Raw genomic sequence first — 24,250 nt, 5'->3', positions numbered from 1 at the left:
CTTATGAAGCCGTGGAGAAATGACATGCGTGGGCGCCGTGCGTTCATCGCGGGGCTCGTTCTTCTCGTCGGGGTCGTCGGTGCGAAGGCCGGCTCCGAGGGACGCGCTGCCCGCACGCTCTCCACGGAAGGGCTGGCGAAGGTTTCCGACTACATCCGGAACGAGGTCGCTACCGGCAAGATTCCCGGCGCCATCCTGCTGCTCCAGCAACACGGCAAGCCCGTCTACTACGAGAATTTCGGCGTTCGCGATGTCGGCACCCAGATATCGATGAGCGCGGATACGATCTTCCGCCTCTATTCGATGTCGAAGCCGATCACATCAGTCGTGGTGATGATGCTGGTCGAGGAAGGCAGGCTTTCGCTCGATGATCCCGTGTCCAAATACATTCCGGTCTTTGCCGGCATGAAGGTGGGCATTGAGAGGAAAGCAGCGGACAGCAAGGTTTCGCTGATGCTGGAGCCGCAGGAACGTCCGATCACGATCAAGGACCTCTTGCGCCACACAGCGGGGCTGCCTTACGGCTTTCGTGGCGGTGGACTGGTGCGAGAGCTCCATGCCGCGGCGGACCTCTTCAACAGCGATCTTTCCAATGCCGAGTTCGTCGCGAAGCTCGCCACGCTGCCGCTCGCCGAGCAGCCTGGCACGGTGTGGACCTACGGTTTTGCCACCGACGTGCTCGGCCGCGTCGTCGAGGTGGTCTCGGGCAAGACGCTGCTCCAGTTCGAGAAGGAGCGGCTGCTCGATCCGCTCGGCATGACCGACACTGCATTCTACGTTGCCGATCCCGCCAAGTTTGCACGTATCGCCGAGCCGATGCCGGAGGACCGCAGCATCAGCCCGACGACTGAGGTCCGCGACATCAGGCGGCCCGTGAGATGGGAATCGGGCGGCGCCGGCATGGTCGGCACGATCGGCGACTACGCCCGTTTCGCGCAGATGCTGCTGAATGGCGGCACTTATGCGGGCCGTCGCTATCTGAAGCCCGAGACCATTGCGCTGATGGCTTCGGACCACATCGGACCCGAGACGAAGATCGCACGCGACCGGATGTACTACCCAGGGGAAAGCTCAGGCTTCGGCCTCGGCTTCGCGGTGCGCACCTCGGTGCCGCTGGGCACCTCATGGCCGCTCGGCGAATATCGCTGGGACGGTGTTGCCGGCACGTTCTTCTTCATCGATCCCGAAGACGATCTGTTCGGGATCTTCATGGCGCAGACGCCGTCGCAGCGCGGCCGGATTCAACTCGAGCTGAAGACGCTGATCTATCAGGCGATGGGGCGGTGATCAGGCGCCGCGCACGATCTCGCGCACGTATCCGATCGTTTCCTCGATCTGGCTCGCATTGACGTCGAGATGGGTGCAGGCGCGGATGCGGCCGTCCATCATCGCAAGCGTCACCCCGCGCTGACGGAGCGCGGTGACCATCTTGTCGCCGGGAACGCCGGCGCCATCGGGCTTGAAGAACACCAGATTGGTCTCGGGCTCCTGCACCTCGATGCCTGAGATCTGCGACAGCCCGCGTGCGAGCGCCCGTGCATTGGCGTGGTCGTCGGCCAGGCGCTCGACGTGATGGTCGAGCGCGTAGATGCAGGCTGCCGCGCAGATCCCGGCCTGCCGCATCGAGCCGCCAAGGCGCTGCTTCCATTGCCAGACCGCGTCGATGAAGGCGCGCGAGCCCGCGAGCACGCCGCCGATCGGCGCACCGAGGCCCTTGGAGAAGTCGATCCAGGCCGAATCCCAGCCCGCGGTCATGTCGCGCGGGGAGATGCCGCTTGCCACGGTGGCGTTGAGCAGGCGTGCGCCGTCCATGTGGGTGACGAGGCCGTGTTGCCTGGCGATCGCGACGATCTCGTCGAGCGCGGTCTTCTTCCAGATCGTGCCGCCGCCGATATTGGCGGTCTGCTCGACGCTGACGACGGTCTGCGGCGGCTGGTAGCGCGTGCGCGGGTGCAGCGCCTTGCGAAGAGTTTCCGGCGTGAACTGGCCGCCCTCGCCCTTGAGCTGCGTGACCTGGAAACCGCCGATCGCCGCATGCGCGCCGCCCTCGCGCGCGATGATGTGCGCGGTCTCATGGGCGAGGATCTCGTCGCCGGGACGGCAATGCACCAGCGTCGCGGTGACGTTGCACATCGTGCCGGAGGGCATGTAGACCGCCGCTTCCTTGCCGAGCAGATCGGCCACGCGCGCGCACAGCGTATTGACGGTCGGATCGTCGCCGACCTGCTCGTCGCCGACCTCCGCCCGCGCCATCGCCTCGCGCATCGCGGCCGTCGGCCTGGTCTGCGTGTCCGAGAGCAGGTTGATTCGGACGGGTGGCGCCTTGGGATCGATCGGGGGAGGGGTGTAGAGCATGGCTGGTCTCGTCTAGTCGAACAGTTGCGGCCTGATGTCTTGCGCACCGTGGAGAATGGCGCGGATTTCGACATGGTCGGATTGCACCGTGTAGAAAATCAGATGTGATTGGAAGCGGAAACGCCGATAGCCAGCCGCGAGTTCATCCACCTGTTGGCCAATGAGAGGGAAATCGGCGAGAAGCCCGAAGGAGCGGATCAGACCTGCATAGTAAGCCGGCCTGATATTTGCCGAACCGGCTCTCGGTGAAGTCGTAGATGTCGATCAAATCGGCTCGGGTACGCTCCGATAACCGGTACTCAGCCATGGCGGCGTTGAGCAACGCGTTGGCGTGCGGCAGCCAGAATGTCGTCCGGCGTGTCCGAGGTGAACTCGTTGCAATCGGGCTGCGCGAACAGCGCCTGGTATCGGCGGACCTGTTCGTCGCGGGGCAGATTGGCCCATGCCTCAAGCTCCGCCTCGGAAGGCGCTGCCGATGGGGTCAGGTTGGCGAGCTGGTTGGTCGTTTGGGACATCGAGAGCACGATACCACAACAGAAAGGCCCCGGAAACCGGAGCATTAAGGGGGTGGACGCCGGGCGGCGTGACGAAACCGCATAATAACGATTTCCGTCTCGGTCACACGATAGTCGATCAGATAGGGATAAGGGTTGACCGGCAAGCGACGGACATATGCGCGCGTAGTCGTTCGTCCTGCGTAGGGGGAGGTCTCTAGCAATGCTATGAGAGCGACAATGCGGTCGCGCACGTGGCCTGCGCCTTGGGGCGAGCGCGCCTCGATGTAGGTCAGAACTTGGTCGATTTGGGCGAGCGCCCGCTTCGTATAACGGACGTTCACAGCCCGTGCTTGGCCCACATCGCGCGGACTTCGTCGGTGTTGGCCAACTCGCCGCGCGCAATTTCGGCTTCGGCCTCGGCAAGATCCGCCTCTTCCGCAGTTGTCAGCTGGATCGGTGGCTGATCGACCCCGGCAAGCTCAAGCAGGGTCCGCGCGAGTTCATCCTGCTCTGAATCGGGCAGGCCGGAAACCTTGCTGAAGGCCTCTTCCAGAAGACGAGTCATGCTCAACTCCGCGATGAGAGATCATAGCACAGATGGCCTGAGACATGGGAATGGCTGGCTCAAACAAAAAGGCCCCGGAAACCGGGGCCTTTGTACGTCGATCTGCCGAAACTATCAGCGCGAATAGAATTCGACGACCAGATGCGGCTCCATCTGCACCGGGAACGGCACGTCGGAGAGGTTGGGGATGCGGATGTACTTCGCCGTCATCTTGCCGTGATCGACTTCGAGATAGTCGGGCGTGTCGCGCTCGGGCAGCTGGCTGGCTTCGAGCACGTGGGCGAGCTGCTTCGAGGCTTCCTTGACCTCGACCACGTCGCCGACCTTGAGCTGATAGCTCGAGATGTTGACCTTGCGGCCGTTCACCTTGACGTGGCCGTGGTTGATGAACTGGCGGGCAGCGAAGATCGTGGAGACGAACTTGGCGCGGTACACGACCGCGTCGAGACGACGCTCGAGCAGGCCGATCAGGTTCTCGCCGGTGTCACCCTTGAGGCGGCTCGCCTCGACATAGATGCCGTGGAACTGACGCTCGGAGATGTTGGCGTAGTAGCCCTTCAGTTTCTGCTTGGCGCGCAGCTGCACGCCGAAGTCGGAGAGCTTGCCCTTGCGGCGCTGGCCGTGCTGGCCGGGGCCATATTCGCGGCGGTTCACGGGGCTCTTCGGGCGGCCCCAGATGTTCTGGCCCATACGGCGATCGATCTTGTACTTCGCCTCACTGCGCTTAGTCATCGCGTCCTCTTCGGTTGCATGGTTTGAGGAAACGCGCCCTCCTGTGTGACGGGCTTGGCCCGGCACCGACAGGTCCGATCCCCAAAGCTTAAGGGATTTGACCACGGGTCGCGAAACGCTTCGCGGGCCGAAATCGGCCCGCGAGCAGGCGGCTTTTAGGGGAGTTTAGGGCCGGCTGTCAATTCATTAGCCGTCATTCCGGGGCGCCCGCAGGTCGAGCCCGCAATCTCGAGATGCCGGGTTCGGTGCTGCGCACGCCCCCCGGGGATGACCGCCGCGCGTTCAGGTCCCGACCGCCCGGATCGGCTTGGGGCCGGCCGCCCGCAATTCGGCAGCGATTTCAGTGTTCAGGACCTGCTCCAGCCGGGTCAGGACCCGGGCGATCGGGGCGGCGTCGGTAACCCGGTGGTCCCAGCGGATCACGACATGGATGGTCTGGTCGGGCTCGACGCGCCCATAGCTGATGATATAGGGGCCCGGCGTGATGGGGTGGAGCTCGCCGCCGCCATAGGCGGCCACCGAACTCACCCCGAAGCTGCCGAACCAATTGCCCCGCTGGCGGCCGAAATTCAGCCCGATGGCCCACGACAGCCGGCGGAGCGGTAGCGGCAGGCGGGTCGCCCGCATGATTTTGCGGAACATGGGGACGTCAGCGATCGGTGCCGTCTTGCCGCGTCGGATCTCGGCATCGATTGCCGCCAGCGACAGGGCCTCTGGGGCTGCGATTCGCTGCGGCATCACGCATTCCTCGCCGGCATCGACCCGAGCGATCGCCACCAGCGCCACGCTCTTCGGCAGCTCATAGAGGGTCGGCCAAGGCCATTTGGCGTAGACGGTGCGCAGCACCGGTTCGTCTCGGGCAACCAGGGCAAAGGCCTTGACGAATGTCGCGGCCCAGCCGGCGGGCGCCGTTGTGCCTGCGCGGGCCTCCAGCAGGGGGCGGATATTGAGCGAACGGGAGAGCGAAACGAAGGGCACGCCCATCGAGGCGTGCATGAGATCGCAGATCAGGCGGCGCCGTAGCGAAATGGTCTTGGGCGTCCCGCGCATCGCTCTATGGTTCCTGCGGATAAGATTAAAATATGTGCAACGAGCGGATCGTCCGCTCGCCGCGTGCTCTTAGCATGAACCAACCGGCTTGGGACCGATCGGTTCGTCGTTTCAGGGCTCCGGCGCAGCCAGCGGCTTGGTTGGCGACGAAAATTCCTAATATTTTCAATTATTTGTCGCCGAAGGCAGGGCCTTTTGAGGCAAGGCGAGCAGAGGACAGCGCGAGCAAGGTCTCCTCGAGCATGTTCTCCCTCCTGAACCCCGGACCCTGGCAACGCCGCGGTTCCCGGCAAGGCCGGCCACAGGCGGTGCGGCGATTCAGCGTTTGATGCCCTCGAACGCTGCCATGATGCCGCGCTGGAACAGCGACCAGTCGAAGCCGAGCGCGATCGCGCGGTAGCCGCGGTCGATCAGCCGGTTGGCCTGGTCGGCGGTGCGCGCCACGCCCCCGATCGGCACGCCGCTTTTGAGGATGCCGGCCTCGGCGCGCGCGATCAATTCGAGCAACTCCGGATCGTCCATCTGGCCGCGCTTGTTGATGGAGGTGGCGAGATCGCCGGGGCCGATCACGGCGACGTCGATGCCCGGCGTCGCCATGATCTCGTCGATGCGATTGACCGCGTCGACATGCTCGATGGTGATCATGCAGATCATCTCGTCATCGGCGCTCGCCATGTAGTCCGGCATCGACTGGCCCCAGCGGAACGGGGCGTGGAACGGACCCCAGAGCCGGTCCCCGCGCGGCGGATAGCGCACGCTACGGACCGCCTTCTCGGCTTCCGCGGGCGTGGTGATCATCGGAAAGTTGATGCCGAAGGCGCCGATGTCCATCGGGGCCTTCGCGAGCCACGGTTCGTTTGCGGCGATCCGCACCAAGGGGGTGCAGGGCGTGCCGGTTGTGGCGGCGATCATCGCATGCGCTTCAGTCAAGCCGATCGGCCCGTGCTCGAGATCGACGATGATCCAGTCGAGTGAGCGCGCCATGATCTGCACGGTCTGCACGCTCGGGATCGTCGCAATGGCGCCGAAGGCGGGGCGGCCCTCGCGCCACAATTGGCGGAGGCGGTTGAGCGGCGTGGTCGGGATCGACATAGAGAGGCCTGCGGGCAGGTGACGACGGCGAAGCCTAGCAGCGCGCGCTTGTGGCGCAAAGTCAGGCCGGTGCGCGCCCGCCGAAGAACGGCGTCAGCATGGCTGAAAGGCCGTGAGCGCGATTCGAGGTGAAGATCATCTCGGCACCGGACTGTGCGATGCCGCTCGTGCGCGCACCCAGCAGATCCGAGACGCGACGGGCGATCGCCGGCGCCGGATCGATCCAGGCGACCGGCCAGGGTGCCAGCCGCTTCAGCCGATCGAGCAGCAGCGGATAATGGGTGCAGGCGAGCACCACGGTGTCGGTGCGCGCGCTGGCATCCGTGGCATCGCCGACGAAGCAGGGGGCGAGCTCGGCGAGGATGGCCTCGTCGCTGATCGGGCTGCCGCCAAGCGCGGCCTCGGCGAGCGATGCGAGCTCGGGCGAGCCGACCAGCGTCACCTCGCATCCTTGCGCGAAATCGCGGATCAGCGCCTTGGTGTATTCGCGTTTCACCGTGCCTTTGGTGCCCAGCACCGAGACGCGGCGGGTCTTGGACTGCGCGCAGGCCGGCTTGATCGCCGGCACCGTCCCGACGAAGGGCAGGGAATAGGCTGCGCGCAAGTGAGACATGACCAGGGTGGATGCCGTGTTGCAGGCGATGACGACGAGGTCGGGATCATGCGTGCCGATCAGCTCCCCCATCAGCGGCACGACGCGGGCGATGATCTCGTCCTCGCGGTGGTGGCCATAGGGAAAGAAGGCATCGTCGGCGACGTAGACGTAATGCGCCTCCGGGCGCGCGGCCACGACCTCGCGGAGCACCGTGAGCCCCCCAAGGCCGGAATCGAACAACAGGATCGTCGGAGAATTGGTCACGTCAATACCCTAGCCCGCCATGGTTACCATTCGGTTTTTAGGGCGATTTTGCGGCGGGGCCCCGCAAAGACCCGGAGGGTTGACGTCCCGTGTCCCGGACGCGCTGCGACGCCCCTGAGCGTTGCTGCGCAGAGCCGGGACCCATGCCGCACGGCTGCTCTTGGAGGCATGGGCGCCGGCCCTGCAGCGCAGCGCGAAAAGCGCTGCCCTGCGTCCGGGGCACGAGAGCAAGAGATATGGGCGCCTTCTTCACATCACGCCGTCACGTGGTCCGCGGCGGTCACGCGATCCTGTTCGTGCTGGCCGCGCGCTCCGTTGCCAGCTGCTTCTGCAGGCGATCGATGTTTTGCAGGAGGCGCTGGCTGGTCAGCACCAGGAAGTAATAGCCGAACTGCGGATCCTGGAAATAGATCTCGAGCAGGCGGTCGTAGGTGATCGTCAGCACCTGTCCGTCTTCGATGCATTCGACCGTTCCTGTGCGCCGGTTGTCCGGCGTGAGGAAGCCGAGCTCGCCCATGAGCGCTCCGGGCAGAATCTCGACGTTGATCTCCTTGACCAGGAACTTGCCGGTGACCGTGAGGAACATTTCCTTCGCGGGATCGCGCAGCTTGAAGAGGATGTCGCCGCGGCGGTACTTGCGTTCCGTCATGAACGGCTTGAGCCACTCGATCGACATGTCGCCTTCGGCCGCATGACGCGCTTTCTTCACCAGCCTGAGCATCTGCCTCAGGCGTAGCGCGTTGATCGGAAGCAGGAGAAGATAGAGGAGGAATGTCGCAACGTTGGCGGAGAGCGCACCGAAAACGGTGAAGAACGCGCAGCCGATCATATTGGCGACGCGCAGCGGCACCATCGTCCGCATCAAGAGGGTGGCGACGAAGAAGCCGGCGCCAACCGCGGCGAACAGATTGGCCAGCGTGATGTTCTGGACGAAGATCTCCAGCAGCCGATTGAAGATCGCGTCGTAAGTGACGTTGTTCGGGTCGAGGCCCATCTGGACCAGGATCTTGGCGATCCTGAGATTGTCGGTTGCCGCATCAAGAATGCGGTCGAGGATCGACGAAATGTCTGCGCTGCCGGACGGCATGATCTGGTCCCCGCGTAAGGCCTTCAATCCTGGTCGGCACCCGTATAGCCGAAATCGAATGACGACCGCTTGAATGATGCTTCCGGCCGTCATGCCGCAAGAGGCAAATTCTAGCGTGATCGGGCGTTTCGGCAATTGCCCCTTGGTTGTGCGTCTGGCCGCGGCGCGGCCGTGATTCGGGGCAGCCCTGCGGCCTTCGCCGTCGCGGGACGGGCCCGGATGCCGACGCGGCCTGGGGGTGGGCGACTTTCGCTTACGGCCTGGTGACGGGGTGCACGACCTGCTGCTCGACGAGGCCAAGGCGTCCCGGCAGCGAGCCGGCGCGCAGCAGCATCGCAACGCTGTTGGCCTCTTCCAGGGTGAAGTTGCCGGCGATCTGGCCCGAGCCGCCGGTGATGGGCTCGCGGATCACGGGTGCGGAGATCACCTTGTCGTCGAGCACGATGGCAAAGGGCCTGCCGACGTTCTCTGCGGTGACATGGGCGAAGCGCCGCGTGCCGCGGCCGTTGAAACGGAACGAGGCGATCGGCTCTTTCGTGTCGCTCGCAAATCCCGGGCCCGCATAGCTGATGTCGTCGCCCTCGAGCGCGCTATCCCTGGCGACGAGATAAGGAAGCTTGTCCTTGAAGCCGAGCAGGACTTCTGTGCCTGCCGGCGGCGTGCCCGTCTGTGCCCGCTCCGCCGGCATCGAAAGATCGATCAGTCGGAAGCCGACCCGCACCTTCCTGGCGAAGATCGCGGTGATGCGTTCGGGCTCCATCGCGCCCGGCAGGAAGATGCGGATGCGGTCCGCTCCCTCCGGCTGGACGCTGGCGAGCGCGATGCCGGCGTCCTTCAGGCGCTGCTCGATCATGGCAATGGAATCTTCCACGAGGTCGCGCAGCCGCGCGGCGGATGCGGCATCGGTCGGCGCGAGCCTGAGCAGACCATCTCCGCCATCGGTTACGGCGAGCGCATAGGCGGGCAGCCCCTCCGACGCCGACGCGAGTTTGCGCGTGAGCTGGTCGCGACCCTTCGCGTCCGCGATCTTCACGTCGACGCCGCCATCGCGGATCGCAAGGCCGGAGAAGGCGATCCGGCCCTCGCGCAGGATCTTGTAGACGTCGTCGCGCAGATCCGTGACGACCGCCTCCCGCAAGCCGTCGGTGTCTACCTTGTAGATGATGCGGGACCCGCCCAGCTTCTCCATCTTGTCGGCGACGAAGGCTGCGATTTTCGCGCGCATCTTGTCGAACTGGGTGTCCGCGCCGAGAGTGGCAGAGGGCAGAGCGATTGCGAATGCCGTCGCGAACGCGGCGATCAGCCGTGCAATGCGATTCCGCGGGGGCGTCGTCATGATGACCTCAAGTCTTGCGGCAGGACGCTGGCGGACGAATTCAGTGCCAGTTCTTGGTCCCCCGATCAGCCGCAGAGGTTCAAGCGTCACAGCCGGTAGGCAATGGACGAACGTCCAATCATCCATCATTCTGTCCGCGCTCGGCCGGCCATCGGCCGAGGCCTCGCCGAACCAAGATGTCAGAAGATACGCGGCGGGGACATGCATCTGAGGGAGGACGGAATTTCATGGCGGGCATCCACGCGCTCGATCGGTTCATCGGCAACGACTATCCGGATCTTTTGACGGACGAGGAGGTCCGGGCGTTCGAGCAGGTCCCTTACGCCGACCGCGTCGCGGCCGAGAGCACCTATGATGCGATCAGGTTAGGTGCGGCACGCAACCCCGACGGGGCCGCGATCCAGTTCCTGCAAAATGCCGATCCCGCCGACACGCCGCTGGTCGTCACCTATCGCGATTTCATCGCGCGTGTCACGCAGGCCGCCAACATGTTTCACGCCCTCGGCGCCGAGAAGGGCGACGTCATCAGCTTCATGTTACCGCTGGTGCCGGATGCCTTCGTCACGCTGTTCGGCGCGGAGGCCGCCGGCATCGCCAATCCGGTCAATCCGTTGCTCGAGCCGCACCAGATCGCCGAGATCCTGGAGGCCGCGAACACCAAGATCCTGGTGGCGCTCGGGCCGATGCCGGGCACCGACATCTGGCAGAAGGTCGAGCAGATCCGCCCGCAGCTCAAGCACCTGAAGGCAGTCGTGCAGGTATTCGGCGGCGGCGATCCGGCGAAAGGCATCTTTGCCTTCAGCGACCTGATCAAGCAGCAGCCGTCGGACCGGCTCGTCAGCGGACGCAAGATCTCGGGTGCTGATATCGCCGCTTATTTCCACACCGGCGGCACCACGGGTACGCCGAAGCTGGTGCGCCACACTCATACCAACCAAGTCTATCAGGCCTGGGCCCTCAATCTGTTGCTGAAGGCGAAACCAGGCGCCAATCTGCTGTTCGGCATGCCGCTGTTTCACGTCGGTGGATCGCTGACGCAGGTGCTGCTGACGCTGTCCAGCGGCGGCTCGCTGGTCGTGCTGTCGCCGAGCGGCTGGCGCAATCCGAATGCAGTGAAGAACATCTGGCAGCTGGTCGAGCGCTTCAAGCCCGATGCGCTGTCGAGCGTGCCGACGGTGCTCGCCGCGACCCTCGCGGTGCCGCCGGGCAACGCGGATATATCGAGCCTGAAATATGCAGCAGGTGGCGGCTCGGCGATTCCGGTCGCGGTCGGCTCGGCGATCCAGGACAAGCTCAAGCTGCCGGTGGTCGAGGTCTACGGCATGACCGAGACCTCGAGCGTGCACACGCTGGCCTATCCGTCGCGGCCGATCCGGCTCGGCTCGGTCGGCCTTCCCATGCCTTATGCGCGCGTGCGCATCGTGCAGCTCGATTCCGAGGGACGCCTGATCCGCGACTGCGCGACCGACGAGATCGGCGTCGTCATCATGGCCGGGCCGGGCGTGTTCGGCGGCTATCTCAATGACGAGCACAACAAGGGTTCTTTCGTCGACGAGGTCTGGGTCAACTCCGGCGATCTCGGCCGGCTCGATGCCGACGGCTATCTCTGGATCACCGGCCGCGCCAAGGATCTCGTGATCCGCGGCGGCCACAACATCGATCCGGCGCCGATCGAGGAGATCATGTTCCGTCACCCCGCGGTCGGCTTCGCCGCGGTGGTCGGCCAGCCCGACGCCTATGCCGGCGAGCTCCCGGTGGGATATGTGCAGTTGAAGCCGGGTGCAAAGGTCGAGCCGGGCGAGCTGGAAGCGTGGGTGCGCGAGCGTACGCCGGAGCGCGCCGCCGTCCCGGTGCAGGTCATTCCGATCGATCCGATGCCGGTGACAGGTGTCGGAAAAGTGTTCAAGCCGCAGCTGCGCTGGGACGCGGCGCAGCGCGTGTTTACCAAGGTGCTGACGCCGCTGGTCGAGCGCGGCATTGATTGCAAGGTGAAGGTCGGTCCGCACGGCAGCCACGGCTCGATCGCGACCGTGACGCTCGCCGGTGTTGCGGAGGATCAGCGCGAGGCCGTTGCGAACGAGGTGCACAAGCTGCTTGCACCGTTCGTGATGCGTCACGAGGTGGTGCAGGCGTAGCTGCTTGCGTTGAACTGTAGCCCGGATGAGCGAAGCGATATCCGGGAGGTGTGGCTTCCCGGGTGTCGCTTCGCTCATCCGGGCACGCGCAGCGATTGCGGTCTTAACCCGCCGGCATCCGCGTCTCGACCAGGCGCGCCCAGAACGACGCGCCATGGCCGAGGATGTTGTCGTTGAAGATGTAACCCGGGTGGTGGCACTCGTTGCCGTCGCCCATGCCGACAAGCACCATTGCGCCGGGGCGTGCTTCCAGCATGAACGAGAAGTCCTCGGCACCCATCATCGGGATGAACTTGTCGTTGACGCGATCGGCGCCGACGATGTCGCGAGCGACGTCGGCGGCAAGGCCGGCCTCGCGGGCATGGTTCATCGTCACCGGATACATCCGCGTGTACTTCGTCTCGGCCGAGCCGCCATAGGCGCGGGCGACGCTGTCGGCGACTTCGCCGATGCGGCGTTCGACGAGATCGCGCACCTCGGGGTCGAGCGTGCGCACGGTGCCGCCGAGCTCGGCGACCTCCGGGATGATGTTGAAGGCGGTGCCGGAATGGAATTGCGTGATCGAGATGACCGCCGACTTCAGCGGGTCGACGTTGCGCGCGACGATCGATTGCAGCGCGCCCACGATCTGCGAGCCGATCAGCACGCTGTCGACGGATTTGTGCGGGCCTGCGCCGGCATGTCCGCCCTTGCCGCGGACGGTGATCTGGATGTTGTCGGAGGACGCGAGCATCGCGCCGGGCGTGGTCGCGAAATGGCCTTCGGGCAGGCCCGGCATGTTGTGCATGCCGTAGACCTCCTGGATGTTCCAGCGCGTCATCAGCCCGTCCTCGACCATCGCCTTGCCGCCGCCGCCGCCTTCTTCGGCAGGCTGGAAGATCATGATCGCGGTTCCGTCGAAATTGCGCGTCTCGGCGAGATATTTGGCGGCGCCCAGCAGCATGGCGGTGTGGCCGTCATGCCCGCATGCGTGCATCTTGCCGGGGACCTTGGAGGCATAAGGCACGCCCGACGTCTCCATGATCGGCAGCGCGTCCATGTCGGCGCGCAGGCCAATGGCCTTGCCGGAGGCCGCCTTGCGGCCGCGGATCACGCCAACAACGCCGGTGCGGCCGATGCCCGTCACCACCTCGTCACAGCCGAACTCGCGAAGCTTGTCCGCGACGATGCCGGCGGTGCGGTGGACTTCGTAGAGCAGTTCGGGGTTCTCGTGGAAGTCATGGCGCCAGGCGGCCATTTCGTCGGAGAGGGCGGCAACGCGGTTGACGATGGGCATGAGGTGGGGATCCGTTTCTGATTGGTTGTAAACCGGATGAGCGAAGCGACATCCGGGATCTTTCGCGTGAGATTTTCCGGGTATCGCTGCGCTCACCCCGGGCTACGGACGCGCGCTCAGCTCTCCCCGAACACGCGCTTGAAGATCGTGTCGACGTGCTTGAGGTGATAGCCGAGGTCGAACTGCTCCTCGATCTCGGCGTCGGTGAGATACTTCTTCACCTCGGTGTCCTTCTTCAGGAGCTGGAGGAAATCGCCTTCGCCGCGCCAGACCGGCATGGCGTTGCGCTGCACGAGCTTGTAGGCGTCCTCGCGGCTCGCGCCCTTCTGCGTCAGCGCCAGCAGCACGCGCTGCGAATGCACGAGGCCGCCGAGGCGATCGAGGTTCTTCTGCATGTTGGCGGGGTACACCAGCAGCTTGTCGATCAGCCCGGCGAGGCGCACCAGCGCGAAGTCGAGCGTCACGGTGGCGTCGGGGCCCATCATGCGCTCGGCGGAGGAGTGCGAGATGTCGCGCTCGTGCCAGAGCACGACGTTTTCCAGCGCCGGCGTCACATAGGCGCGCACCATGCGGGAGAGGCCCGTGAGGTTTTCGGACAGCACCGGGTTGCGCTTGTGCGGCATCGCGGAGGAGCCCTTCTGCCCTTCGGAGAAGAACTCTTCGGCCTCCAGCACCTCGGTGCGCTGCATGTGGCGGATTTCCACGGCAATGCGCTCGATCGAGGAAGCGATCACGCCAAGGGTCGAGAAATACATGGCGTGACGGTCGCGCGGGATCACCTGCGTCGAGATCGGCTCCGGCACGAGGCCCATGGCTTTCGCGACATGCTCTTCGACGCGCGGATCGATCTGCGCGAAGGTGCCAACCGCGCCGGAGATGGCGCAGGTCGCAACCTCCTTGCGCGCCGCGATCAGACGTTCCTTGGCGCGGGTGAATTCGGCATAGGCATAAGCGAGCTTGAGGCCGAAGGTGACGGGCTCGGCGTGGATGCCGTGGCTGCGGCCGATGGTCGGCGTCATCTTGTGCTCGAACGCGCGCTTCTTGAGCGCTGCCAGCACCTTGTCGAGGTCGGCGAGCAGCAGGTCCGCGGCGCGGGTGAGCTGGACGTTGAGGCAGGTGTCGAGCACGTCGGAGGAGGTCATGCCCTGGTGCACGAAGCGCGCCTCGGGACCGACGATCTCGGCGAGGTGGGTGAGGAAGGCGATGACGTCGTGCTTGGTCTCGCGCTCGATCTCGTCGATGCGGGCGACGTCGAAGATGGCGTCCTTGGCCTTGGCCCAGACGGTCCTGGCGGCCTCCTTGGGGATGGTCCCGAGCTCCGCGAGCGCGTCCGCCGCATGCGCCTCGATCTCGAACCAGATCTTGAACCGGGTCTGCGGCTCCCAGATCGAGGCCATTTCCGGGCGGGTGTAGCGGGGGATCATCTGACGGCTCCAACAAGGTAGGCGGGCGGCCCGAGGGGGCTGTACCGGCCAAAATGTTTTTTACGCCGTGATTTAGCAGAGCGGGGAGGGCTAAACAAACGGCGGAGGCAAGGTAGCGGGGGATGATTGGACCGAGCAGGCCGCCAGCCGCCCAGGCTCGGCTGGCAGCGGTCTCCGAGAGGGGGACGTACCGGCCCCAGAAATCAGCGGTCAATCACGGATCATTGACTGACAGATATTGAAATCTGTCAGCGAGACGTGTATATCCGTTCCCGGACGCTCCGATTGGGTGTCCCGCGACAACCCCCGGGGAGCCCGCCATCCGAAACAAGCTCGGATCGGTGGGCGGATTGAAGAACGGGGATCGCGGACGAATGGAGACTTACGACAATGACGACCGAAATCCTCAATTTCACCGGCGTGATTGGGCACTGGCTCAATTTGCTGGTGGCGCGCCAGATCGCGGCGCAGGCTGCAAAACTGCCTCATTAAGGCATAGGCTTTCCGAACGACCGGCAAGGGCGCTTCGGAAGCAGCCCTACTGCCGGGTAACTGAGCCCCAAACGGGAACATGGTGCTGGCATGAATGAAGCCGTTGTCTTGACGCCGGAGCGGATCCTCGAAGTCACCGAGGACGTGCTCAGGCGCTACGGACTTGCCAAGGCCACTGTGGTCGACGTTGCCCGTGCGCTCGATGTGAGCCACGGCAGCGTCTATCGCCATTTTCCCAGCAAGGCCTCGCTGCGCGAGGCCGTTGCCAAACGCTGGCTGGACCGCATCGACGCGCCCTTGCTGGCGATCGCCAAGGAGCAGGGGCCGGCGCCCGACAGGCTGGACCGCTGGCTGCGCACGCTGTTCGCAGCCAAGCGTTCGCGTGTGCTCGACGATCCCGAGATGTTCGAGACTTACCTGACGCTGGCGCGCGAGGCCTGCGCGGCCGTCAAATGTCACAAGGACACCATGATCGACCAGATCGAGGCGATCCTGACCGATGGCGTGAAGCAGGGCGAATTCGCCGTGGGCGACGTCAAGGCAACCGCGCGCGCGATCTTCGATGCGACCGTCCGCTTCCACCATCCGGCCCATGCCGACGATTGGAAGGATGCCGATCTCTCCGCGCGCGTCGACGCGATGCTGGCGCTGCTGCTGCGTGGGTTGAAGGCGGCCTGAGGCAGCAGGACCCATTCATCCCGGGGGTGCTGCCGATCAACCTCTCGTCTTCTGGAGAGCGGCGCCATCGCGACGCGAGGGCGATGAAGCCGGATGTTTTCGCGTGTGCAAGGCAGGATCGGACGATGGCACGACCGGCGGACTATCCGGGTAGGCATTGACCGCGATTTCGACGGCGTCCTTTGACCGCTTTCGAAGGCGGTAGAACGTAAGCTCCTGGTCGAACATGGGGCAGCGAAAGTGGACGACGGCCGTGTCCGGCAGGCGGCAAAGTTCGTCAATGAGCTCGCCTACGGTGATAATCGGGGGATGGTCGACTGCTTTGTGGTGACCCTTACTCATGACCCTTTGCTCCTTCTCTGTTCGTACTAACAGGAGCCGGATCGGCTCCGTTCCAATTTCGTTCAGCAGATTGAGAAGCTTCAAGCGACAAGGCAGTGCGGCAGCTTTGCTGTTAGATCCTCGTCAGCCCACAGGTCGCGGCCAGCCGCACGAGCTGCGCATCCGTACGCGCGCCGGTCTTGGTCTTGATCAGATAGTGATAATTCTGCACCGTCTTGACGCTGAGATTGAGATGCGTCGCGATCTGCTCGGTGGTGGCGCCACCGGCGAATTGGCGCAGGATCTCGATCTCCCGCTCGCCCAGCTGGTCCAGCGCCGAACCCGTCGGCGACAGGCTGTCCTCGGCCAGAATATGCGCGATGTCGTCGCTCATCGCGCGCTCGCCGCGGGCGACGCTGCGAATCGCGGTCACGACGGCAGAGGGCTCGCTGCTCTTGGTGACGAACCCGCTGGCGCCCGCGCCAAAGGCGGCCTTCACCAGCACGGCTTCGTTGTGCATGGTGAAGACGAGGATCCGCGCCCGTGGGCTGCGCGCGCGGATGTTGCGGATCGCCTCCAGCCCGCTCGCGCCGGGCATCGAGATATCGAGCACGACGACGTCGGGGTCATGTGCCTTGAACGCGCCGTAGGCGTCCGCGGCGTTGTCGGCTTCCGCCACGACATGCAGATCGCCCTGGCTTTCCAGCACGCGCCGGTAGCCTTGCCGGACGATCGGGTGGTCGTCGACCAGCAGCACGGAGATGCCTGTTGCTGCAACCTCGCTCATCCCGGCCTCACGCAGCGAGCGGGATGGTGGCGGCAACGCTGAGGCCGCCGCGGGCAGGCAGGATCGACAGCGATCCGCCGGCTGCCGTGACGCGCTCGCGGATGCCGGTAAGGCCGAAACCGGCCGACTGCGCGACACGGGCCGCGTCGCCGCCGCCGTCGTCCTCGACGCGGATCAGCAGCGCATCGTGCTCGCCGGCACGGCGTTCGACGCGCAAGCTGATCTCGCGCGCCACGCCGTGACGCAGCGCGTTGGTCAGGCATTCCTGTGCCACGCGATAGGCCGTGGTGGCGGCCGGACCGCTGATGTCGGTGAGGTCACCCCTGAGATCGAGCTGGATCGTCGGCCGCGCCGCGCTCTGCGAGCGCCAGCTGTCGACGAGATTGACGAGGCTTACCTCGAGCCCGAGTTCCTCGGGCAGCGGATTGCGCAACCGCTTCAGCGCATCGCGGAGCGAGGCCATCAGATGATGGGTGGCCTGCGAGATCATGCGCGCATCCTGAGCGATTCCCGTGCTGTTGTCCTTGGTGCTCGCTGTTTCGATTGTGTTGGCGAAGGCGAGAATGGCGGAGAGATTCTGCCCGAACTCGTCGTGCAGCTCGCGGGCGAGGGCGCGGCGCTCGTCGTCGCGGATTTCGATCAGGCGCCGCGTCAGGGCGGCGCGCTGCTCGGTAGCTTCCTCCAGCCGGTCGCCGAGCTCGCCGACGGCGCTGCCGATCATCGCCAGCTCCATCGAGCGGAAGCGCGGCAGTTTCGTGCGATATTGACCGCGCGCCATGCGCTGCAGGGCGGTCACGATCGCGCGCGCCGGCGCCAGCGCATGTGCGATCGCGAGCGACGCCAGCAGCGCGATTGCCGCCGCCATGAGCAGCGCGACATCGATCACGTTGAGGATGTACTCCCAGGCCAGCGAGACGGCCGCCGCGCCGTCCGGCGTCGCGACCACCGTGCCGGCGGAAGCGGCGCGGGGGCTGACAGGCCGGATGACCTCGGCGTGGCTGCCGAGGAAGGTGGGCACGATGGCAGCGAACCAGCGCGGCGGCGCCTTGCCCAGCCCCTCGCTCTGGCCGCAGAGCGGCTTCTCGAACGCCACCGCCGGCTGGAACTCGACGCAGACCCCGGGCGAGATCAGCTTCACCGTCTCCAGCGTGCGCCAGTCTGGAACCGGCAGCAGATGCTCGCGCGCTCTGCTGCTGCGCAACAAAAGCTCGCGCCAATACAGCGCCTGTAGCGCCTGCGCGACCCGCTGCGCCGAGGCAGCAGTCGCGCGGTCGACGCTGCGATAGGCATCGAACGTGGCCCACAAGGTCGCGGCTCCGAGGCAGAGCAGGACGATGAGCAGCAGACGGGCGACAAGCTGGAGCACGAGGCGCATGCGATCACCCCCGACGTTTGGTAAGGTCAGCCTAACAACGCCGCCGCGCCTTGCCAATCGCGGTGGTTGAGGTGGATTGCAGCTTGGGCAAATTTCCCAAGCCGGATTGGGCATGCGTCTTTGGACCGGAAACGGCGGCTTTGATCTAATCGGTGGGGACACGTTGCAAGCCGGTGCTTGCGAGCCAGGAGCGGTGCAGCATGAGTTCGATCACGATTGGACCGATCGCGGGGACTGCGACCGACCCGTCCGAGCGCAGTGCGCTGCTGTTCTGGATGATCTTCACCGGGCTCTCGGTCTTCGCCGTCGTGCTGCTGTGGCGCTTCGGCCTGATCCACCTGATGCTGACCTCGGACCGGACCTACATTTCCAGCGTGATCGCGCTGCTTTATTTCCTCACCTGCGGCCATTGCTTCCTGCGCACGCGCGCGATTGCGCGTGAAGGCGCAGCGGCGCGGCGCTGCCGGGCGGTGCTGGCGGCGCCGGACGGCAGCAAGGTGCTGGACGCGAGCGCGGCGGTGCTGCCGCGCGGCCTCGTGCGCGACCACATCCAGAGCCTGGTGACGAAAGCCGCGGCGCAGGACTACCGGCCGGTCGACCAGACGTTGCTGTTGCGAAACCTCGCCGATCGCTTGCGCGGCTCCAACGGCTTCGGTGCTTTCGTCTCCGATACGCTGATGAAGCTCGGCCTGCTCGGCACCATCATCGGCTTCATCATCATGCTGGCGCCGATCGCGGGGCTGGATGCCGCCGACAAGGTCGCGATGCGCTCCTCGATGGGCTTGATGAGCGACGGCATGGCGGTCGCGATGTACACGACGCTCGCCGGCCTCGTCGGCTCGATCCTGGTCCGCATCCAGTACTACATGCTGGATACCGCGACCCAGCGGGTGTTCTCGGACGCGGTGGTGCTGACCGAGACCTATGTGACGCCGGTGCTGGAGCGCAAGGGTTCTGGTGCGCCGTCATGATGGATGATTTCGGTCTCTATCCACGCGAGGAGCCGTTCGATCCGCTGGGCGTGATGCTGTTCAAGGCGCTCCAGGTGATCGCGTTCCTGTTCTTCCTGGCGCTGCTCGCTGTCTCGCCGGACGCCAAGGAAGGCAAGATCGACTCCAAGGCGGAGTTCATCATCACGATGGACTGGCCGGACAATCACCCCGACGATCTCGACCTGTTCGTGCAGGATCCGGCCGGCAACATCGCCTGGTATCGCCACCGCGAGGCCGGCTTCCTCACGCTCGACCGCGACGATCGCGGCGGAGCCAATGATTTCATCATCGTCAACGGCAAGAAGATCGCTTCGCCGATCCGCGAGGAGATCGTCACCGTGCGCGGCATCGTCGCCGGCGAATACACCGTCAACATCTCGCATTTCCATGCAACGACCGGCGAACCCGTTACGGCGAGCGTGAAGGTGCAGAAGCTCAACCCGACCGCACAGGTGATCTTCGACAACAAGCTGGCGCTCGGCCATACCGGCGACGAGAAGACCGCGGTGCGTTTCCGGCTCGATGCCGAAGGCAAGGTCGTCAATGTCGACCAGCGGCCGAAATCCCTGCTGGAGACGTTCCGCAACGTGCGCGCCAACGGTGCCGACCTCGATCCGAAGACCGGTGTGAGGATGCGCCGTGAGTAATCTGCAAACGGTCATCCTGACGCTGTCGGTCGCCTACGCCGTCATCGGCGCTCTGCTGCTGGTCGTGCTGGTCTATGCGCGGTTGCACTGGTCATTGAAGGCGGTCGCCGTGGTCGTGACCAGCACCTTCTATGTCGTGAGCTTCACCGAGATGCGCGGGCTGCTCGGCTGGGCCAGCTCCGACCGGATGCCCACCGCCTTCAAGCTGCTCCAGGCCCGCATCGTCGAGCCGCATTCGCTGGAAGGCGATCCCGGCTCGATCTATCTGTGGATCGAGGCGCTGGATGAGGACAATCGCCCGAGCGGCATCCCCCGGGCCTTCCGGGTGCCGTACGACGACAGGCTGGCCGACAAGACCCATGCCGCGCAGAACGAGATCGCGGCCGGTCATCCCCAAGGCGGGCGTGCCGCGGATTTCGGCGGCGGCGACGGCAGCCTGATCGACATGGTCCGGGAATATGTGACGCCCAAGACCATTTTGGAGACCAGCGGCGGCGATTCCTCGACCGGCGAATTCAATGCGCCGCCGGCGGGCGCGCAAGGCGCCGTGTTCACGCCGCTGCCGCCGCCCCGGATGCCGCCCAAGGACGAGCAATAGACCCTTCATCATCACCGTAGGCCGGCGCTGGTAAACAGCGTGTCGCTGGCGCATGGTCTTGATCTCCCTCAATTTGGCCTTATCGGCTTTCAATATGAGTTCGAGGGGTGGAGGGTGCGTGCTCCTAGCTGTCTTCTCGGATATCCACGGCAACCGGCAGGCGTTCGAGGCCTGCCTGAAAATCGCCCGTGCGAAGGGCGCGGAGCAGTTCGTCCTGCTCGGCGATTTCGTTGGTTACGGCGCCGATCCGGAATGGGTGGTGGATAACGCAATGGAGCTCGTGGCCCAGGGTGCCGTTGCCGTGCGCGGCAACCACGACCAGGCGGTCAATTCCTCGGCGGAGACCATGAACGCCGAAGCGCAGATCGCGATCGAATGGACCCGCGGCCGGCTCGACATCGAGCAGCGGCGGTTCCTGGCCGAGTTGCCGATGCTGGTGGAGGACAGCGATCGCCTGTTCGTGCATTCGGAGGCCTCCAGCCCCCAGCGCTGGCACTATGTCCGCTCGACGGTGGACGCCGCCAAGAGCCTGATCGCGACGCCTGCCCATGTCACGTTCTGCGGCCACATCCACCGCCCCGCGCTCTATTCGATGTCGGTGACGGCGAAGATGACGAGCTTCGTGCCGAAGACCGACGTTCCCGTGCAGCTCCTGCGCGGGCGGCAATGGCTCGCCGTGCTCGGCTCGGTCGGCCAGCCCCGCGACGGCGATCCGTCCGCATCCTTCGCGCTGTTCGACACGGTCTCATGCCAGATCACCTATTGCCGCGCACCCTATGACATCGCAACCGCAGCAAGCAGGATCCGCGACAACGGACTGCCGCCCTGGCTGGCCGACAGGCTGTCGCAGGGGCGCTGACTGCGATGCCGAAACCCCTGGTCAAGTCAGGCGCGGAGATCGACGGCTACACCATCGGTGAATGCGTGCATGCCGGCGGCATGGCGACGCTATGGACCGTCACCCATCCCGGCATCGACGTGCCCTTGCTGATGAAGATCCCGCGAGTGTCGGAGGGCGAGGACCCCGCCGCGATCGTCTCCTTCGAGATGGAGATGATGATCCTGCCGCGGCTTGCAGGTCCGCACGTGCCGGCCTGCTTCGGCACCGGGGATTTCGCGCATCAGGCCTATGTCGTGATCGAGCGCATCCCCGGCGCCACGCTCTACAAGCGGCTCCCCGACCTGCCGCTGCCTTATGACGAGGCGCGGCAGCTCGTCGCAAAGATCGCGCTCGCGCTCGCCGATTTGCACCGGCAGAACGTGATCCATCACGACATCAAGCCGAGCAGCATCATGTTTCGTGATTCAGGCGAGGCGGTTCTGATCGACTACGGCCTGTCGCACCACAACCATCTGCCCGATCTGTTGCAGGAAGAGTTCCGCCTGCCTTACGGCACGGCGCCCTACATGGCGCCCGAGCGGCTCCTGGGCGTTCGCGACGATCCGCGCAGCGATCTGTTTTCGCTCGGCGTGCTGCTCTATTTCTTCACGACGGGCGAGCGGCCGTTCGGCGAGGGCGAGACGCTGCGCGCCATGCGGCGTCGGCTCTGGCGTGATCCGCATCCGCCGCGCTGCTTGCGCGCCGACTATCCGCCCTGGCTCCAGGAGGTGGTGTTGCGGTGCCTCGAGATCGAGCCGGTGTGGCGCTATCCGACGGCGTCCCAGCTTGCCTTCGATCTCGCCCATCCGGATCAGGTCAAGCTCACCGCGCGATCGGAGCGGGTGAAGCGCGATTCCCTCAGCGTCGCCTGGCGGCGCCGCTTCAACCTGGGTGTCATGGCGCCGCGCGCGAAATCGGACGTCGCCGCCCAGATCGCATCGAGCCCGATCCTCGCTGTCGCGCTGGACACGGTGGAAGGCGCATCGGAGCTGAACGAGGCGCTGCGCGTGACGACCGAACGCATCCTCGCCACCTTGCCGTCAGCGCGGCTTGCCTGCGTCAACGTGCTCAAGCTGAACCGGATCGCGATCGACCGGACACTGGACGAGCAGGGCTCCAACAAGCATATCGACCGCCTGGTCGCGCTCAGGCATTGGGCGACGCCGCTCAAGCTGGATGAGAGCCGGCTGTCGGCTCATGTGCTGGAGGCGGTCGATCCTGCCGCCGCGATCCTGGAATTCGCCGAGGCCAACCAGGTCGATCACGTCATCATCGGCGCACGGCAGAGCTCGTTCAGGCGCACGCTGCTCGGCAGCGTCTCGGCCAAGGTGGCCGCGGAAGCGACCTGCACCGTTACTGTGGTGCGGCCGCAGCGGCTGGCTGGCAATGGCGGCGGCTCAGATGCCGGCGACATGGCGGGATAGCCCGCCTGGCGTCTTGCGGGTTTGGATCAGGCCGCGCGGACGGAGTGGGCGGCGCGCTTGCGGCGGATGGGCCAGCAGAATTGCGGGCCGGGCTCGCCGTGATCCGCGCCGCCGCCAAAATACTGGATGATCTCGCGGCAAGGTTCGCAACTGAACAGGTTACGCGACGCGGACGCCCTGGTCATTTCCTTCAGGCAGGTCGGGCAATGCGGTTTCATTGGGTCGGGTCCGGAAAAGGAAATCTCAGTGTCGGCGCTGCGAGGAGAACGAATGGTCGAGGTCGGTGTCGGGCCCGGCATCGTCGTCCAGCATGCTGTCGGCGCGTTCGAAGCGGCCGAAGAAGTCCTCGAGGTTTGGATGCGGGCGACGCGGAATCCGGCATCTGCGCTTCGGCTGGCGCTTCACCAGGGCGATCTGCATGGCGCTCAGCCGCGGTGACGATGAAGGGGAATGATGCGGGCAGAAGTCGCGGCCTTCACCGGCCGTGCCGCGTAGAGGCTGCGAGCCGCCTCGATCGCCGCGTTGAGTCCGAACCACAACGCTACGCCAGTCCAGATCAGGGTCGTCGTCATGATGTGCTCCCGTCAAAAGCAGACAGGAGTCACTTGCGGTGATTTGCGCGAATCAGTGAAGTCCGGATGAGTACGGATCAGGATTGCAATCTAAGCGATGCGCTGCAGCACCCGGAGACGCCACGGGGACTTCCCCTCGTCAGCCTGCGCGGCTTGATCCAGCTCAAATCGCTTCGCCGCGGGCCCCCAGCGCCGCGTTGCGGATCGCGGCGATGTTGGTCTTGTAGGCGTCCTGCGTGCCGCCCCTGAACACGGAGGTGCCGGCGACGAAGGCGTTGGCGCCAGCCGCCGCGAGCGCGCCGGCAACGTCGGGGCCGACGCCGCCGTCGACCTCGATGTCGATCGGACGGCCCGCCGTCATCGCGCGGATGTCGCGGATCTTGCTGATCGCGGAGGGGATGAAAGCCTGGCCGCCGAAGCCGGGATTGACCGACATCACCAGCACGAGGTCGACGAGGTCGAGGACGTATTCGAGCGCGCTGATCGGCGTCGCCGGATTGAGCGAGACGCCCGCCTTCTTGCCGAGCGCGCGGATCGCCTGGAGCGAGCGGTGCAGGTGCGGGCCGGCCTCCGCATGAACGGTGATGTGGTCGCAGCCGGCTTTCGCGAAGGCCTCGAGATAGGGATCGCAGGGCGAGATCATCAGATGCGCGTCGAAGATCTTCTTCGTGTGCGGGCGCATCGCCTTGATGACATCAGGGCCGTAGGAGATGTTCGGAACGAAGTGCCCGTCCATCACGTCGAGATGGATCCAGTCGGCGCCGGCGGCATCCACCGCGCGCACCTCCTCGCCGAGCTTGGAGAAGTCCGAGGCCAGGATCGAGGGCGCGATGGCCAGGGGGCGAGGGGCGAAGGCTTGGGTCATTGGCGCGTTTTCCCGTGGCGGCCGTGAAAGATGGCCTCGCCTAACATGGGCCTCCGTGGCGGGCAATGCAGGGGAGCCGTGCTTCCTGTGGGCGGAAATTTCTGCCGCGACCGGCACGAATTGCCGGTGTTCCCCGGCGGCGCCAAGCGCGGCAGAGGCGGATTTCATTGAGCTTTTCGCGCTGGCACGACGCTTGCTGACGTCATTCCTG

The 24,250-nt window shown here is 65.3% G+C and carries 26 protein-coding genes; 8 read left to right on the top strand and 18 right to left on the bottom strand.

Annotated elements, in window-relative coordinates:
• The first annotated feature begins 24 nt into the window (after positions 1-24).
• Positions 25-1,287 carry a serine hydrolase domain-containing protein gene (locus ACSHT2_RS09055; protein WP_440641261.1) on the top strand — a complete coding sequence of 421 codons (1,263 nt, stop codon included), beginning with the start codon at positions 25-27 and terminating at the stop codon, positions 1,285-1,287.
• Here the strand turns inward: ACSHT2_RS09055 and ACSHT2_RS09050 are convergent, their stop codons facing one another.
• The 11 genes from ACSHT2_RS09050 to ACSHT2_RS09000 form a co-directional block, all read right to left on the bottom strand.
• Positions 1,288-2,355: a threonine aldolase family protein gene (locus ACSHT2_RS09050; RefSeq protein ID WP_440641260.1), complete on the bottom strand. Its 1,068-nt coding sequence runs from the start codon at positions 2,353-2,355 to the stop codon at positions 1,288-1,290.
• 12 nt (positions 2,356-2,367) lie between these two features.
• Positions 2,368-2,517 (bottom strand): type II toxin-antitoxin system RelE/ParE family toxin, encoded by a 150-nt coding sequence (locus ACSHT2_RS09045; protein WP_440642803.1) that lies wholly within the window; start codon positions 2,515-2,517, stop codon positions 2,368-2,370.
• A gap of 137 nt (positions 2,518-2,654) precedes the next feature.
• Complete coding sequence (locus ACSHT2_RS09040) at positions 2,655-2,870, bottom strand: hypothetical protein (protein ID WP_440641259.1); 216 nt, start codon at positions 2,868-2,870, stop codon at positions 2,655-2,657.
• Between the two features lie 44 nt (positions 2,871-2,914).
• On the bottom strand, positions 2,915-3,193 hold the full coding sequence (locus ACSHT2_RS09035) for a type II toxin-antitoxin system RelE/ParE family toxin (RefSeq protein WP_440641258.1): 279 nt from the start codon (positions 3,191-3,193) through the stop codon (positions 2,915-2,917).
• Positions 3,190-3,417: a hypothetical protein gene (locus ACSHT2_RS09030; protein WP_440641257.1), complete on the bottom strand. Its 228-nt coding sequence runs from the start codon at positions 3,415-3,417 to the stop codon at positions 3,190-3,192. Before ACSHT2_RS09030 ends, ACSHT2_RS09035 begins: the two co-directional genes overlap by 4 nt.
• Before the next feature lie 114 nt (positions 3,418-3,531).
• Positions 3,532-4,149 (bottom strand): 30S ribosomal protein S4, encoded by a 618-nt coding sequence (gene rpsD / locus ACSHT2_RS09025; RefSeq protein WP_028181912.1) that lies wholly within the window; start codon positions 4,147-4,149, stop codon positions 3,532-3,534.
• A gap of 282 nt (positions 4,150-4,431) precedes the next feature.
• On the bottom strand, positions 4,432-5,199 hold the full coding sequence (locus tag ACSHT2_RS09020) for an acyltransferase (RefSeq protein WP_440641256.1): 768 nt from the start codon (positions 5,197-5,199) through the stop codon (positions 4,432-4,434).
• Positions 5,200-5,517: 318 nt separating this feature from the next.
• Positions 5,518-6,291 carry an HpcH/HpaI aldolase family protein gene (locus ACSHT2_RS09015; protein WP_440641255.1) on the bottom strand — a complete coding sequence of 258 codons (774 nt, stop codon included), beginning with the start codon at positions 6,289-6,291 and terminating at the stop codon, positions 5,518-5,520.
• Positions 6,292-6,352: 61 nt separating this feature from the next.
• Positions 6,353-7,150 carry a glutamate racemase gene (gene murI / locus ACSHT2_RS09010; protein ID WP_440641254.1) on the bottom strand — a complete coding sequence of 266 codons (798 nt, stop codon included), beginning with the start codon at positions 7,148-7,150 and terminating at the stop codon, positions 6,353-6,355.
• A 280-nt stretch (positions 7,151-7,430) separates the two neighbouring features.
• Positions 7,431-8,237: a Crp/Fnr family transcriptional regulator gene (locus tag ACSHT2_RS09005; protein ID WP_319330329.1), complete on the bottom strand. Its 807-nt coding sequence runs from the start codon at positions 8,235-8,237 to the stop codon at positions 7,431-7,433.
• Positions 8,238-8,490: 253 nt separating this feature from the next.
• Positions 8,491-9,573: a SecDF P1 head subdomain-containing protein gene (locus ACSHT2_RS09000; RefSeq protein ID WP_440641253.1), complete on the bottom strand. Its 1,083-nt coding sequence runs from the start codon at positions 9,571-9,573 to the stop codon at positions 8,491-8,493.
• Between the two features lie 227 nt (positions 9,574-9,800).
• Here ACSHT2_RS09000 and ACSHT2_RS08995 point away from each other — a divergent pair, with 227 nt between their 5' ends.
• Positions 9,801-11,708 carry an acyl-CoA synthetase gene (locus ACSHT2_RS08995; protein ID WP_440641252.1) on the top strand — a complete coding sequence of 636 codons (1,908 nt, stop codon included), beginning with the start codon at positions 9,801-9,803 and terminating at the stop codon, positions 11,706-11,708.
• Positions 11,709-11,811: 103 nt separating this feature from the next.
• On the opposite strand, the gene ACSHT2_RS08990 is transcribed toward ACSHT2_RS08995, so the two are convergent.
• Both ACSHT2_RS08990 and purB read right to left on the bottom strand, forming a co-directional pair.
• Complete coding sequence (locus tag ACSHT2_RS08990; RefSeq protein ID WP_440641251.1) at positions 11,812-12,984, bottom strand: M20 aminoacylase family protein; 1,173 nt, start codon at positions 12,982-12,984, stop codon at positions 11,812-11,814.
• 116 nt (positions 12,985-13,100) lie between these two features.
• A complete protein-coding gene (gene purB, locus ACSHT2_RS08985; protein ID WP_197963137.1) occupies positions 13,101-14,408 on the bottom strand; it encodes an adenylosuccinate lyase in 1,308 nt (435 codons plus the stop codon).
• Between the two features lie 582 nt (positions 14,409-14,990).
• On the opposite strand from purB, the gene ACSHT2_RS08980 reads away from it, so the two are divergent.
• Positions 14,991-15,578 carry a TetR family transcriptional regulator gene (locus ACSHT2_RS08980; RefSeq protein WP_440641250.1) on the top strand — a complete coding sequence of 196 codons (588 nt, stop codon included), beginning with the start codon at positions 14,991-14,993 and terminating at the stop codon, positions 15,576-15,578.
• 454 nt (positions 15,579-16,032) lie between these two features.
• On the opposite strand, the gene ACSHT2_RS08975 is transcribed toward ACSHT2_RS08980, so the two are convergent.
• Both ACSHT2_RS08975 and ACSHT2_RS08970 read right to left on the bottom strand, forming a co-directional pair.
• Positions 16,033-16,686, bottom strand: coding sequence for a response regulator (locus ACSHT2_RS08975; protein WP_440641249.1), 654 nt, complete (start codon positions 16,684-16,686; stop codon positions 16,033-16,035).
• A gap of 7 nt (positions 16,687-16,693) precedes the next feature.
• Entirely contained in the window at positions 16,694-18,061 is a 1,368-nt protein-coding gene (locus ACSHT2_RS08970; protein WP_440641248.1) for a sensor histidine kinase, read from the bottom strand.
• Positions 18,062-18,261: 200 nt separating this feature from the next.
• On the opposite strand from ACSHT2_RS08970, the gene ACSHT2_RS08965 reads away from it, so the two are divergent.
• From ACSHT2_RS08965 to ACSHT2_RS08945, 5 genes are all read left to right on the top strand, one after another.
• Positions 18,262-19,032 (top strand): MotA/TolQ/ExbB proton channel family protein, encoded by a 771-nt coding sequence (locus ACSHT2_RS08965; protein ID WP_440641247.1) that lies wholly within the window; start codon positions 18,262-18,264, stop codon positions 19,030-19,032.
• Positions 19,029-19,700 carry a hypothetical protein gene (locus ACSHT2_RS08960; protein ID WP_440641246.1) on the top strand — a complete coding sequence of 224 codons (672 nt, stop codon included), beginning with the start codon at positions 19,029-19,031 and terminating at the stop codon, positions 19,698-19,700. The genes ACSHT2_RS08965 and ACSHT2_RS08960 overlap by 4 nt, the downstream gene beginning before the upstream one ends.
• Positions 19,693-20,298, top strand: coding sequence for a hypothetical protein (locus ACSHT2_RS08955; RefSeq protein WP_440641245.1), 606 nt, complete (start codon positions 19,693-19,695; stop codon positions 20,296-20,298). The genes ACSHT2_RS08960 and ACSHT2_RS08955 overlap by 8 nt, the downstream gene beginning before the upstream one ends.
• A 118-nt stretch (positions 20,299-20,416) precedes the next feature.
• On the top strand, positions 20,417-21,157 hold the full coding sequence (locus tag ACSHT2_RS08950; RefSeq protein WP_440641244.1) for a metallophosphoesterase family protein: 741 nt from the start codon (positions 20,417-20,419) through the stop codon (positions 21,155-21,157).
• A 5-nt stretch (positions 21,158-21,162) separates the two neighbouring features.
• On the top strand, positions 21,163-22,602 hold the full coding sequence (locus ACSHT2_RS08945; RefSeq protein ID WP_440641243.1) for a serine/threonine protein kinase: 1,440 nt from the start codon (positions 21,163-21,165) through the stop codon (positions 22,600-22,602).
• Between the two features lie 243 nt (positions 22,603-22,845).
• On the opposite strand, the gene ACSHT2_RS08940 is transcribed toward ACSHT2_RS08945, so the two are convergent.
• The 3 genes from ACSHT2_RS08940 to rpe form a co-directional block, all read right to left on the bottom strand.
• Entirely contained in the window at positions 22,846-23,022 is a 177-nt protein-coding gene (locus ACSHT2_RS08940; RefSeq protein ID WP_440641242.1) for a hypothetical protein, read from the bottom strand.
• Positions 23,023-23,027: 5 nt separating this feature from the next.
• On the bottom strand, positions 23,028-23,174 hold the full coding sequence (locus ACSHT2_RS08935; RefSeq protein WP_319330347.1) for a hypothetical protein: 147 nt from the start codon (positions 23,172-23,174) through the stop codon (positions 23,028-23,030).
• A gap of 163 nt (positions 23,175-23,337) precedes the next feature.
• Positions 23,338-24,039 carry a ribulose-phosphate 3-epimerase gene (gene rpe, locus ACSHT2_RS08930; RefSeq protein WP_440641241.1) on the bottom strand — a complete coding sequence of 234 codons (702 nt, stop codon included), beginning with the start codon at positions 24,037-24,039 and terminating at the stop codon, positions 23,338-23,340.
• Between the last annotated feature and the right edge of the window lie 211 nt (positions 24,040-24,250).

Source organism: Bradyrhizobium sp. PUT101 (assembly GCF_052043945.1).
GTDB lineage: Bacteria > Pseudomonadota > Alphaproteobacteria > Rhizobiales > Xanthobacteraceae > Bradyrhizobium.
Note: the sequence above shows the minus strand (reverse complement) of the source record. Positions and strands in the feature narration are given on the sequence as shown.